This window comes from Tidjanibacter massiliensis, assembly GCF_900104605.1.
GTDB lineage: Bacteria > Bacteroidota > Bacteroidia > Bacteroidales > Rikenellaceae > Tidjanibacter > Tidjanibacter inops.
This window is the reverse complement of sequence record NZ_LT629960.1, coordinates 43,298-56,167: the sequence shown is the minus strand read 5'-3', so window position 1 is coordinate 56,167 and position 12,870 is coordinate 43,298. Positions and strand designations below refer to the sequence as shown.

The 12,870-nt window shown below is 58.1% G+C and carries 8 protein-coding genes; 6 read left to right on the top strand and 2 right to left on the bottom strand.

Features of this window, described 5'->3' with window-relative positions:
• Position 1 precedes the first annotated feature (1 nt).
• Complete coding sequence (locus BQ5361_RS01055; RefSeq protein WP_052131039.1) at positions 2–2,104, top strand: M56 family metallopeptidase; 2,103 nt, start codon at positions 2–4, stop codon at positions 2,102–2,104.
• 479 nt (positions 2,105–2,583) lie between these two features.
• Here the strand turns inward: BQ5361_RS01055 and dusB are convergent, their stop codons facing one another.
• Positions 2,584–3,606, bottom strand: coding sequence for a tRNA dihydrouridine synthase DusB (gene dusB, locus BQ5361_RS01050; protein ID WP_035472912.1), 1,023 nt, complete (start codon positions 3,604–3,606; stop codon positions 2,584–2,586).
• Between the two features lie 109 nt (positions 3,607–3,715).
• On the opposite strand from dusB, the gene argS reads away from it, so the two are divergent.
• Positions 3,716–5,500, top strand: a complete 1,785-nt coding sequence (gene argS, locus BQ5361_RS01045; RefSeq protein ID WP_035472915.1) for an arginine--tRNA ligase — start codon at positions 3,716–3,718, stop codon at positions 5,498–5,500.
• A gap of 146 nt (positions 5,501–5,646) precedes the next feature.
• Here argS and BQ5361_RS01040 read toward each other — a convergent pair whose 3' ends face one another.
• Positions 5,647–6,054, bottom strand: coding sequence for an SRPBCC family protein (locus tag BQ5361_RS01040; RefSeq protein ID WP_035472918.1), 408 nt, complete (start codon positions 6,052–6,054; stop codon positions 5,647–5,649).
• Positions 6,055–6,107: 53 nt separating this feature from the next.
• Here BQ5361_RS01040 and BQ5361_RS01035 point away from each other — a divergent pair, with 53 nt between their 5' ends.
• The 4 genes from BQ5361_RS01035 (at position 6,108) to BQ5361_RS01020 (ending at position 12,668) form a co-directional block, all read left to right on the top strand.
• Positions 6,108–6,710: an NUDIX hydrolase gene (locus BQ5361_RS01035; RefSeq protein ID WP_035472921.1), complete on the top strand. Its 603-nt coding sequence runs from the start codon at positions 6,108–6,110 to the stop codon at positions 6,708–6,710.
• A 102-nt stretch (positions 6,711–6,812) separates the two neighbouring features.
• Positions 6,813–8,951 (top strand): dipeptidyl-peptidase Dpp5, encoded by a 2,139-nt coding sequence (locus tag BQ5361_RS01030; protein WP_081976832.1) that lies wholly within the window; start codon positions 6,813–6,815, stop codon positions 8,949–8,951.
• A 193-nt stretch (positions 8,952–9,144) separates the two neighbouring features.
• On the top strand, positions 9,145–10,230 hold the full coding sequence (prfA, locus tag BQ5361_RS01025) for a peptide chain release factor 1 (protein WP_022063211.1): 1,086 nt from the start codon (positions 9,145–9,147) through the stop codon (positions 10,228–10,230).
• Between the two features lie 224 nt (positions 10,231–10,454).
• Positions 10,455–12,668 carry a RelA/SpoT family protein gene (locus BQ5361_RS01020; protein WP_022063210.1) on the top strand — a complete coding sequence of 738 codons (2,214 nt, stop codon included), beginning with the start codon at positions 10,455–10,457 and terminating at the stop codon, positions 12,666–12,668.
• Positions 12,669–12,870: the final 202 nt, after the last annotated feature.

Sequence of the window (12,870 nt, the reverse complement as noted above, 5' to 3'; positions counted from 1 at the left end):
CATGCAAGCGTTTATTTGGTATCTGCTCAAGGTCGGCATTTGCCTTGCGGCATTCTGGCTGCTTTACAGGCTCCTCCTCAGCCGCGACACCTTCCACGGCCTCAACCGGGCGGTACTTCTCGCCTCGACGGTGCTCGCCTTCCTCATTCCGGCCGGATTCATCACCCTTCCCGCCGACGCCCCCGGCCCCGAACCCTATACCGCCATCACCCCCATCGGAGACGAATTCCGAACCGACCGTATCCGAACGGCTCCGACACCCGAACCGCTCGCGGAGCCACAGGCGGCGGAACCGGACAGGCCCGTATCCGCCGAACACCGCCCGCTCCTCCCGACGCTCATCGCCTGCCTCTTCTGGAGCGGTGCGGCGGTCTCGCTGCTGCGCATGCTGGCCTCCGTCACCGAAATCCTCCGAACGGTACGCGCCGGCGAACGAACGCGCCTCGACAGGCATACCGTGCTCGTACATACAGCGGACCATACCGTACCGTTCAGCTGGATGCGCTACATCGTCCTCCCGCGCAGCGACTGCGGGAACCACGAAGAACAAATTATCGCCCACGAACGGGCACACCTCCGCCTCGGCCACTCCTGGGATTTGCTTCTGCTCGACGCGGCGGGATGTCTGCAATGGTTCAATCCATTCATGCGGTTTCTGAGACGGGAACTGCGAAACGTGCACGAATACGAGGCCGACCGGGCCGTACTGCAAGCAGGATTCAATCCGAAAACGTATCAGATGCTTTTGATAAAGAAGGCCGCCGGCGCTGGCCGCTATTCCGTTGCCGACGGCCTCGGTCACAGTAACCTCAAAAAAAGAATTACCATGATGCTCAAAAAAGATTCCGAGTCACGCGCCCGCTGGAAAGTCCTCGCCATGCTGCCGCTCGCATGCCTCGCCCTCACCGCATTCGCCCAAAGGGAATGCGGCAAAGATAACATTATTTACACGGACGAATCCCATATCACCCTGGAGTATCCATCCGCAGAAGGCACCGTATCGAAGCAACTCCATGTTCTTTTCAACGATAGCAAAACCCCTGCACGATACCTTTGCGCCGATTTAAGTTTCAACCGTTTCGCCGACATACACACGGCCACACTCACTGTGCGACCGACGAATTGGGCCGACCGGACCTACAACCCCAACCGTTTCTACATCGCCCTTGACCGAACAAGAGAACCGAAAGCGTACGACGATATCTTCGATATCGTCCGGGAATATGCGCCGGAACTCTATGCGACCATCCCGACCGAATATCTGCAATACCCCATCCCATCGGAACTGCGATTCAACAAAGGCTGGTACACCCTGCAGCTCCACATAGGAGGCGGAGATACCAAGAACACCCTGCAGCAATATAATAACATCATTACACTCGAATCCGAAGCCAAAGAGGACGGAAATCCGGCGCTGCAATACACCTACGTAACCATTCCTACCCAGACGATACGCATGGATACGAAAGGAAACTCCTATATCGACGATACACCTATCCCCTTCGCACAACTGGAGAACGCCTTGCTTACCCGGTTTGCCGAACAGGGAGTGCTTCTCTCCGACGAAGACGTTTTCTTTAACAACCTTTATGTTATCACCGACGATAAGACCCAATGGAAAGACTTTCTGCGCATCAAAACAGCCCTTGAAAAGGACAGCGACTACCTATGGTCTGTAGGACTCGCCGATGACATGAGTTTTTGGGGTGGAGTCAACCAGCATATCGAAACCTCTCCTTATCTATCGTATCCGCAAGCTTCTGGAATACACGTTCCCTATTATGCCTATTTCAACCCTCAAGGGTCGGTTGAAGCAGCACGCAATCACCTGATAGAAATAACAGTCACAGGCAACAACATTGCCGTGAACGGAAAAAAGAGCCGCCTTCAAAGACTCTCCCGAGACCTCATGCGGGAAGCGGAACGGAACGGCTTTCCGATGAGCGAAATGATGATAGGCATTTGGCCTGCCGACAATGCGGAAGTCGGTACGGTGCAGGCAGCCAAATACGAAGCGAGCCGACTGGTGCCCAAATACCTCGTACTGGTCGTCGAGGATTACGGCAAGGGCGGAGAAATCGTCCGGGTAAACGGACAGTCCTGACCGTTCCCGCCGATATTCGGAACGACTTCAGTTTGTGTTGCCCCTTCAGGGAAGCGGTTTCCCGCATGACGCCGAGACGGCATATCGGGAACGAACGCCCCGGCGGATTGATACGGTCTGCCGGGGCGTATTTGCCGGGACAACCGTACGGTCGGCGACACACCCGAAGAGTGCACGTACTTACCCGTTCCGCATCGGACCGACACGAAACACCGCACGGCAAGGAAATACGGACTCGGACCGCCGTACCGGCGAAACGCAGTCCGTTCCGCATCGGCAAAACTCCCATGCAGGCCCCGCAGAACAATCGTGCGGAACGACTGCACCGCTCCCGGCAAATGCAGGATTCGCCTCTACGAAAGTATCCCATACCCCGTGCAGCCGAAACGTTACACGTATCATCGGAACGATACCGCAACAACAGCTGTTAACGGAACTACCCGGAACAATGACCGGAACGCAAAAGCGGCAGGCAAGCGCTATATTCCGTGCGACAGCGGCGGCGGAACCGCACCCGAAAGGTCCGCTCCGCCCCACTCCTGCGCGATATAATCGAGCGTGGCGTTGATTTCGTTCACATCGGTCAGCGTAACCAACTGCAGCCGGGTAGGCTTGAAATCGGGCAGTCCCTTGAAATAATTGGACAGATGGCGGCGCATCTCCAGCACTCCGACCCGTTCGCCTTTCACCTCGACCGATTTGGCCAGGTGCCGTTTGGCGATTTCCACCCGTTCGCAGACGGAGGGTTGCGGAAGCAGTTCGCCCGTATCGAGGTAGTGCCTTATCTCGCGGAATATCCACGGGCGGCCATAGGTGGCGCGGCCTATCATCACCCCGTCCACACCGTAGCGGTCGAACGCCTCCGCCGCCCGCTGCGGCGAGTCGATGTCGCCGTTGCCTATGACGGGTATCTTCATCAGCGGATTGTTCTTCACGCGTCCTATCAGCGTCCAGTCCGCCTCCCCCGTGTACATCTGGGCCCGCGTGCGGCCGTGGATGGTGAGCGCGGCGATGCCCGCGTCCTGCAAACGCAGGGCTATCTCCTCGATGTTCCTGTGCTCCTCGTCCCAGCCCAGACGCGTCTTCACCGTCACCGGTACCTTCACCGCCTCCACAATCCGCCGTGTCATCTCCACCATCAGCGGCACGTCGCGCATCATGCCGCTCCCGGCTCCGCGGCCCGCTATCTTGCGGACAGGACAACCGAAATTGATGTCGATGACATCCGGACGGGCCGCCTCGGCGATGCGGGCCGATTCGACCATCGGTTCTATCAGATGACCGTAAATCTGTATTCCCACCGGACGCTCCCCGTCGCTGATATTAAGTTTCGCCACCGACTTCGCCCCTTCGCGCACGAGCCCGTCCGAGGAGATGAACTCCGTATAGACCATGTCCGCCCCGAAACCCTTGCACATGTAACGGAACGAGGGGTCGGTCACATCCTCCATCGGTGCGAGGAAGAGGGGCCGCTCGCGGAATTCTATCCCGGCTATCTTCATTTTCGCATGCTATTTACCGGTACAAAGATAATCCGCCGGGCGGTAAAAAGGAAAAATGCGTATCTTTGTCTTTTAATCCGCCGCGACAGCGGACGAACAGACTTCCGACATGAACATAGAAAACTACATCGAACAGGCCGCCGCCCGCGCAGTGGAACGCCTCTACCCGCAGGCCGCCGGCGCCCCCATCCAGATACAGCGCACCCGCAGGGAGTTCGAGGGCGACTATACGCTCGTGGTATTCCCCCTGCTCAAGGCGAGCCGCAAGGCACCCGAAGCCACGGCAGCGGAGATTGGCGAGGCACTCGTTGCCGGCGACAACGGTATCGAATCGTACAACGTAGTCAAAGGCTTCCTGAACATGACGCTACGCCGCAGCTTCTGGAATGAGAAAATTGCGGAAATCGCGTCGGACGACCACTTCGGATACGGAGAACCGACTGGCCGCACCGTCATGGTGGAATATTCATCGCCCAACACCAACAAGCCCCTCCACTTGGGGCACATCCGCAACAACCTGCTCGGTTATTCGGTAGCGGAGATTCTCAAGGCCAACGGCAACCGGGTCATCAAGGCCAACCTCGTGAACGACCGCGGCATCCACATCTGCAAAAGCATGCTGGCATGGCAGAAGTTCGGCGGCGGGGAAACGCCCGCCTCGAGCGGCATGAAGGGCGACCATCTGGTAGGAAAATACTACGTGGAGTTCGACCGCCACTACAAGGAGGAGGTCCGAGAGCTCGTCGCACAGGGCCAGAGCGAGGAAGAGGCGAAGCGCAATGCTCCCATCATGCGCGAGGCGCAGGAGATGCTGCGCCGCTGGGAGGCGAAAGAGCCGGAAACCTATGCCCTGTGGGAGACCATGAACGGCTGGGTGTACGACGGCTTCGACAAAACCTACGCCGCGCTGGGCATCGACTTCGACAAGACCTATTACGAATCGCAGACCTACCTGCTGGGCAAGGAGCTGGTGGAAGAGGGACTCCGCAAAGGGGTCTTCTACCGCCGTCCCGACAACTCGGTGTGGATAGACCTCACCGCCGACGGGCTGGACGAAAAACTGCTGTTGCGCGGCGACGGCACCTCGGTCTACATGACGCAGGACCTCGGCACGGCCTACCGCCGTTTCGAGGACAACCGCCTCGACGAACTCATCTACGTGGTGGGCAACGAGCAGAATTACCACTTCCAGGTCCTCAAACTCGTACTGAAAAAGCTCGGCTACGAGGCATGGAGCGACCACATCTTCCACCTCTCCTACGGCATGGTGGAACTGCCCGAAGGAAAAATGAAGTCGCGCGAAGGAACGGTCGTGGATGCCGACGACCTGATTGAAGATATGGTATCGACCGCCATGGAGATGTCGCGCGAACTGGGCAAGCTGGACGACGCCACCCCCGAAGAGGCCGCCGACATCAGCCGCATGGTGGGACTCGGGGCACTCAAATACTTCATTCTCAAGGTTGACCCCAAGAAGACCATGCTTTTCGACCCGCGCGAATCCATCGACTTCAACGGCAATACGGGGCCTTTCATCCAGTACACCCATGCACGCATCTGCTCGGTGCTGCGCAAGGCCGGAGAGGCCGGCATCGCCTATGCGAACGACCATGCCGACGTACCGCTCGTGGCGGAGGAGATTGAACTCATCAAGACGCTCGACGAATTCCCGGCCACTGTGCGGCAGGCGGGCGACACCTATTCGCCCTCGGTCATTGCCAACTATATCTACGACCTGGCCAAATCATACAACGGCTACTATCACGACCACTCCATCCTGCGCGAGGAGAACGAGGCCGTCCGTGCTTTCCGGCTTCGCCTGAGCTGCGAGGTGGCCCGCGTCATCCGGCGCGGCATGCGCCTGCTCGGCATCGAAGTCCCGGAAAGGATGTAAAACACAGATGCCGTCCGGAAAAAGGCAGCCGGGGAACAGTTCCGTTGTTCCCCGGCTGCCTTTTTCGGTTCCGGATACCGGATGTCCGTTTCCCATTCTTTATTGTGAAAAAGCCCCTCTCGCGTCCTCCGGGAGACTCCGGCACGTCAGAATTCCCCGTTGAACGCCTTGGCCATCTGCTCGGCCATCTGGTCGAGTCCCTGCTGCAACTTGGACCCTATCATCATCTTCATCACCATGTTGAGCTTGGCATGCAGCACCAGCCGCATACGCGTATCGTAATCGCCCACCTGCTTGAGCTGTATCCAGAAAATAAAGTCGAGCGGCGAACGTTCGTCGCCGGTCACCTTGACATAGTCGTTCGGTACCTTGTCCACCATCCGCAGACGCATCGTCATCCCCTTTACCTTGAACGAACAGCTCGTCTCGTCCGCCGTCCAATCCTCGACATGTCCCTGCACGACGGGGGTAAAATTGTTGAAGTCGCTGATTACCGAATAAATCTGCTCTGCCGGACGGCGTATCTGCTGTTGCCGGCTTTCGTATTTTTCCATAAAATTTGCAGTATTGCACTTTAATGCGTTATTTTGCAACAGATTAAAGGCCCATGCAGATAATCTGGTACGAAAATAAAGCATTGGTATTCAAATCGGGTGATGCCGAAGCGGACATTCCCTGCGTTCGCGGCGGCACAGGCTCCGACTTGAGCCCCGCAAATTTGCTGCAAAAATTCGACAATAACAACATCCTCTACGTATTGTCGGAGAACCCCCGACACGCCTTCGAAACTTTCCTCAGCCACACGACCGTCGTGGAGGCCGCCGGCGGAGTCGTCGAAGACGGCACCGGGCGCATCCTCATGATGCGGCGACGCGGTTGGTGGGACCTTCCCAAAGGACACGTCGAAAAGGGAGAAAGCCATGAAGAGGCCGCCCTGCGCGAAGTGGCCGAAGAGACGGGGCTGCGGCAGGTGCGGCTGCTCGGTCCGCTGACGACGACCCGGCACTTTTACCGCATGCACGGACGCTGGGAGACGAAATGCACCTGGTGGTACGGGATGCGGTGCGAGGGAGACGAAACGCCCGTTCCGCAGACCGAGGAGGATATCACGGAAACGAGATGGATGCAGGGTACGGAGCTGTGGCAGGCGGTTGCCGGCAGCTACGGAACGATACGGGAGGTCTTCGACGCCTGGACAAAAAAGGAGTGACCCCCACTGGCGAACGGCGGACGGGACATGGGAAACAACCACAAAACGAACAACAAATACCAAGGGAAAATGAAATTCACAACGAAAACACTGGCGTTACTTATGGCAGCAGCGGTAACAGTATCCTGCTCGGGCGACGGTTCCCGCAAGAACCAAATCGTACCGCTCGACATCGACAGCAACATGACCGAAGCAGAAATCCGGGCGGGAATACTCACCCCGGAGGTCATGTGGAAAATGGGACGCGTGGGCGAGAGCGTACTGTCGCCCGACGGCAAGAGCGTGGTTTACAGCGTGACATGGTATAACATGCAGGAGAACCGCGGCCTGTCACACCTCTATCTCATGCCCTCGGAGGGCGGCGAGCCCCAACAGCTCACCGTCGATGCGGTCTATGACCACTCGCCCCAGTGGAGTGCCGACGGCAAGACCATCTACTTCCTCAGCGACCGTACCGGCGAAGGTCAGATATGGGCCATCGGTACCAACGGCAAGAGGATACATCAGGTATCCGATATAAAAGGCGGCATCGAAGGATTCGGCATCGCCCCGAAAGGTGACCATTTTTATTACGTACAGAACGTACACGTAGCCGACATCGAATCGAAGGACGTCTATCCCGACCTCGACAAATCGAAGGGCCTCATCTACAACGACCTCATGACGCGCCACTGGGACTATTGGGACAGGGGTTACTACAAACACGTATTCGTCGGCAAATTCGACGGCAAGGAGGCCCATGCCGGCAAGGAGGCCCATGCCGGCAAGGACATCATGCCCGGCGAAGCATGGGACGCACCGCTGGCCCCCTACTTCGACATGAAGGAAATCTCGTGGAACAACGCCGGCACGCAGCTCGCCTACACCTGCAAGAAGATGACCGGTACGAAATACGCACAGTCCACCGATTCGGACATCTTCGTCTACGACGTGGCGAAAGGTACCGTCACCAACATCAACAAGGCAGGAACACCCGACGACCCGCGCCTGAAAATCGCCCCGGCTTTCCCCGGCTACGACAAATACCCCGTATTCTCGCCCGACGACCGTTACATCGCCTTCCAGAGCATGCGCCGTCCGGGCAACGAATCGGACAAGGACCGCCTCTTCGTATGGGACAGCACGGACGGTTCGTTCCGCGACCTGACCGAAGCCTTCGATTACAACTCCTACAATCTCGTATGGAAAGATAACGGCACCATCCTCTTCCTTTCGCCCATCGAAGCCACCCGCCAGCTCTGCTCGGTGAATGTCGAGGGCATACCTGCCGTAGAGGTCATCACGCGCGGCGACCACGACATCACCGCCTTCACCTATTCCAACGGCGTATGCGTCGCGGAAAAGGTGAGCATCTCGCAGGGAACGGAGCTCTACCGCGTGGACAACGGCGCCCTCAACCAGCTGACCTTCGTGAACAAGCACATTTACGACAACGTGAAGATGGGCGAAGTACAGAAACGCTGGATAGCGACCACCGACGGCAAGAAGATGCTGACATGGGTGATACTTCCCCCCGACTTCGACCCGAACCAGAAGTACCCCACCCTGCTCTATTGCCAGGGCGGTCCGCAGGACGTGGTGAGCCAGTTCTGGAGCTACCGCTGGAACTTCCAGCTCATGGCCGCCCAGGGCTATGTGGTCGTAGCCCCGAACCGCCGCGGCGTACCTTCGTTCGGACAGGAGTGGCTCGACCAGATTTCGGGTGATTACAGCGGCCAGAACATCCGCGACTACCTCAGCGCCATCGACGACGTGGCCCGGGAACCGTGGGTAGACCGCGACCGTCTCGGATGCGTCGGCGCAAGCTACGGCGGTTACTCGGTATATTACCTCGCCGGGCAGCACGAAGGCCGGTTCAAGGCGTTCATATCGCACTGCGGCATCTTCGACTTCGACAGCATGTACGGCTCGACCGAGGAGCTCTTCTTCATCAACAACGATTACGGCGGCCCCTACTGGGACAAGGAGAACGCCGTGGCACAGCGTTCCTACGCCCACTCGCCGCACCGCTTCGTACAGAACTGGGATACTCCTATCCTCATCATCACGGGCCTCAACGACTTCCGTATCCCCTATACCCAGAGCCTGGAGGCCTTCACGGGCGCACGGGTACAGGGCATACCGGCCCGCTTCGTAGCGTTCGAAAACGAAAACCATCAGGTTTTCCAGCCCCAGAACTCGCTCGTATGGAACCGCGAATTCTTCGGCTGGCTCGACAAATACGTCAAGGGAGAGCAATAGAGCGCCTCGTGGTCAAAGCCGCAGGACTGATTCCGGAGCGGGCGGACCTTATGGTCCGCCCGCTCTTTTTCCGTCTCCGGAGAGTGTTCCGGAGGGCCCGACGGCCCCCTATTGGTAAGCCGCAAAAAATCGCTAACTTTGCGGCGCGGAAAACCGCCTTCCGCAAAGGCGGTACCGCATACGAGAAACGGACATGGCAGACAACAACATACTGAACAGGCTCGACGGCCTGAAACTGAAATTCGAGGAGATAGGGCAGCAGATGACCGACCCCGAAGTGATAGGCGACATGAAGAAATTCGTGCAGCTCAACAAGGAGTACAAGGAGCTGAAGCCCATCATCGAGACGAGCGAACGGTACCGCACGGCGGTGAACAACCTGCGCGAGGCGAAGGACATCCTCGCCAACGAAAAGGATGAAGACCTGCGCGAAATGGCCCGCGAGGAGGTGGCGGAACTCGAACCCGCCATCGACCGGCTCGAAGAGGAAATCAAACTGCTGCTCATTCCCAAAGACCCGCAGGACGAGAAGAACGCTATCGTGGAGATACGCGGCGGCACGGGAGGCGACGAGGCGGCCCTCTTCGCCGGCGACCTGCTGCGCATGTACACCAAATATGCGGAAAGCAAAGGCTGGAAATACGAGATAAACAGCGCTTCGGAGGGAAGTTCGGGCGGTTACAAGGAGGTCGTGATGAAGGTCACGGGCGACAACGTTTACGGAACTCTCAAGTACGAATCGGGCGTACACCGCGTGCAGCGCGTGCCGCAGACCGAAACGCAGGGCCGCGTCCACACCTCGGCCGCATCGGTAGCGGTGCTGCCGGAGGCGGAGGAGTTCGACATCGAGCTGAACATGAACGACATCCGCAAGGATACGTTCTGCTCGTCGGGCCCCGGCGGCCAGTCGGTCAATACCACCTACTCGGCCATCCGCCTGACACACATCCCTACGGGCATCGTCGTACAGTGCCAGGACCAGAAGTCGCAGCTCAAGAACTTCGACAAGGCCCTCGAAGAGCTGCGCACGCGCATCTTCAACCTCGAATACCAGAAGTATCTCGACGAGATAGCAGGCAAGCGCAAAACGATGGTTTCGACGGGTGACCGAAGTGCCAAGATACGCACCTACAACTACCCGCAGGGCCGCGTCACCGACCACCGCATCAACTATACGATATACAACCTCTCGTCGTTCATGGACGGCGACATACAGGATGTCATCGACCACCTGATAGTGGCCGAAAATGCGGAGCGTCTGAAAGAAAGCGAACTCTGACGCTCCGGACAAAGGCGGGAACGGCATGACGGTAAAGCGGACGGCGGCGTCCGCTTTTTATCGTTCGGACAGCACGAAAGGGCAGGGAAAGCCGGCCGGGACATGCCCCGCCGAAGCCCGGCCAAAGCCGCCCGCAACGGTTTATTACCGCTTCGGGCACGCTAAAGCGGCACTCGGTACGTTATTTGATAAACTCCAGGCAATTCGCCACGCTATACTCTGGTATGGAATACACCGAAACAGCGACGATAACAACAGCAGTACAGGGAACGGAGAGGTATGCCGGCTTCCTCGACCTCCTCGGACGCACCTTCAACGAACAGAGCCGGCAGGCCGTCATGGAAGCGTTCGAGATGGCCCGCACCGCCCTCGACGGCATGGTGCGCTACGACGGAACTCCGCTGTTCGACCACTCGGTACGCACGGCCGAAATCGTCATCTCCGAAATAGGGCTCGGACGCAATTCCACCATCTCCACCCTGCTGCACGATGTGGCACGACTGGGACTGGCCGATGCCGACGAGATAGAGAAACGGTTCGGCAGTATCCCGGTCAGCATCCTTGAAGGGCTCAACCTCATCTCGAAGGTACACACCAAGGTGTCCATGTCGCAGGCCGACAACTTCCGCGACCTCATCGTCTCCTACTCCACCGACCCGCGCATCATCCTCATCAAGCTGGCCGACCGGCTGGAGGTCATGCGTTCGCTCGCCATGTTCCCCGAAGGGAAACAGCGGAAGAAGAGTTGGGAGAGCATGAACCTCTACGCACAGATAGCCCACAAACTGGGACTCTATTCCATCAAAAGCGAACTGGAGGACATCGCACTGAAATACCTCGAACCGGAAGATTACGCCTACATCAGCCGCAGGCTGGAAGAGACCGCGGCCGAACGCGACGAGTTCATCGCAGGATTCGTCGCCCCGATACGGGAAAGGCTCGACGCGCAAGGTATCCAATACCACATCAAGGGACGCACCAAATCGGTCTACTCCATCTGGCGGAAGATGAAACGCACGGGAGTATCTTTCGACGAAGTGTACGACATCTTCGCCATCCGCATCATCGTGGAGTGTCCGACCGAGAGCGAAAAGCAGCTCTGCTGGAGCATCTACTCAATAGTCACGGACTTCTATACCCCCAATCCCGACCGGATGCGGGACTGGATATCCATCCCCAAATCGAACGGCTACGAATCGCTCCACACCACGGTTGTCACCAAAGACGGCCATTGGGTGGAGATACAGATACGCTCGGAACGCATGGACGAGGTGGCCGAACGGGGCATCGCAGCGCACTGGCGTTACAAAGGGGTGCACGGAAGCGGCAGCCGCAACGACGAATGGCTCGCCCGCCTGCGAGAAATCATGGAGGAAAGCACCAACAAAAGCCAGATAGCGAACAAAATCGACACGGAAAGCACCTCGGAGGAGGTCTTCGTCTTCACCCCTGCCGGCGACCTGCGCAAACTGCCCAAGGGAGCCACAGTGCTCGATTTCGCATTCGACATCCACACCCATGTGGGAGCCGCCTGTACCGGTGCGAAGATAGGCGGACGCAACGTCTCCATCAAGGAGGAGCTGCACAACGGCGACATCGTAAACATCATCACCGCCAAAACGCAGAAGCCCAAAGCCGATTGGCTCAATTACGTCGTGACGGCAAAGGCCCGCAACAAAATCAAGGCGTGCCTGCGCGAAGAGGAGGCCAAAGTGGCCCGGTTCGGACGCGAGGAGCTCGAACGCAAACTGAAAAACTGGAAACTCAGCATTCCGATTGACGATGCGGTCATCGCCCTGACCAAATACTACAAATACAAGACGGGAACGGAGTTCTACGGCGCAATAGCCGACGGGACGATAGACATCGCCGATACGAAAGAGGTCATCGCACGCTACCTCGCCGGGGAGCTTTTCGAACCCAAGGCCAAACCGGCACAGCCCGCAGCCAAACCCGCTCCCGAAAAGGAACAGGAGGGCGATGCGCTGGTCATCGACGAGTCCATCCAGGGGCTCGACTACAAACTGGCCAAGTGCTGCAACCCCATTTTCGGCGACGACATCTTCGGATTCACCACCGTCTCATCCGGCATCACCATCCACCGCAGCGACTGCCCCAACGCCCGCCGGCTGAAGCAGCAGTATCCCTACCGCGTTCTCGAAGCGCGATGGCGGAGCACCGCCGGACGGAACAGTTTTCTGGCTTCGGTGCGCATCGTAGCAGAAGATACGACCGGCATGGTGAACCGGATTACGGAGGTCGTCTCGGGCGAACTGAAAATCAACATCCGCTCCATGAGTCTGAGCCCGATGCGGGACGGCAAGATTGGCGGGACGATAAACATCGAGGTACCCAGCACGGCCGTCGTCGATATGGTGGCGGCCAACCTGATGAGAATAAAAGGAGTAGAGAAGGCTTACCGCGTCACGCAACAGTGACCGCCCCGCCGAAAATCCCGGCATCTTCCCGTATGTTTCCATATCTACGGGAGAATGCTTATTTTTGTTTGCCGTACCGACAGCGTGCGGCAGAAACAAATTATTGAGAATACGGCAACGGTCCGACCGCTACCCGGCGAGGCATAACACTCTCCGGGTACGGACCGAAACGGCCGAAGACATGACATTAACTTTACCGAAA

Bases quoted from the DNA above. Each gene is read 5' to 3' on its own strand.
- BQ5361_RS01035 (WP_035472921.1), top strand. From the start codon at position 6,108: ATGCAGATAATCTGGTACGAAAATAAAGCATTGGTATTCAAATCGGGT.
- argS (WP_035472915.1), top strand. From the start codon at position 3,716: ATGAACATAGAAAACTACATCGAACAGGCCGCCGCCCGCGCAGTGGAA.
- BQ5361_RS01040 (WP_035472918.1), bottom strand. From the start codon at position 6,054: ATGGAAAAATACGAAAGCCGGCAACAGCAGATACGCCGTCCGGCAGAG.
- prfA (WP_022063211.1), top strand. From the start codon at position 9,145: ATGGCAGACAACAACATACTGAACAGGCTCGACGGCCTGAAACTGAAA.
- dusB (WP_035472912.1), bottom strand. From the start codon at position 3,606: ATGAAGATAGCCGGGATAGAATTCCGCGAGCGGCCCCTCTTCCTCGCA.
- BQ5361_RS01030 (WP_081976832.1), top strand. From the start codon at position 6,813: ATGGCAGCAGCGGTAACAGTATCCTGCTCGGGCGACGGTTCCCGCAAG.
- BQ5361_RS01055 (WP_052131039.1), top strand. From the start codon at position 2: ATGCAAGCGTTTATTTGGTATCTGCTCAAGGTCGGCATTTGCCTTGCG.
- BQ5361_RS01020 (WP_022063210.1), top strand. From the start codon at position 10,455: ATGGAATACACCGAAACAGCGACGATAACAACAGCAGTACAGGGAACG.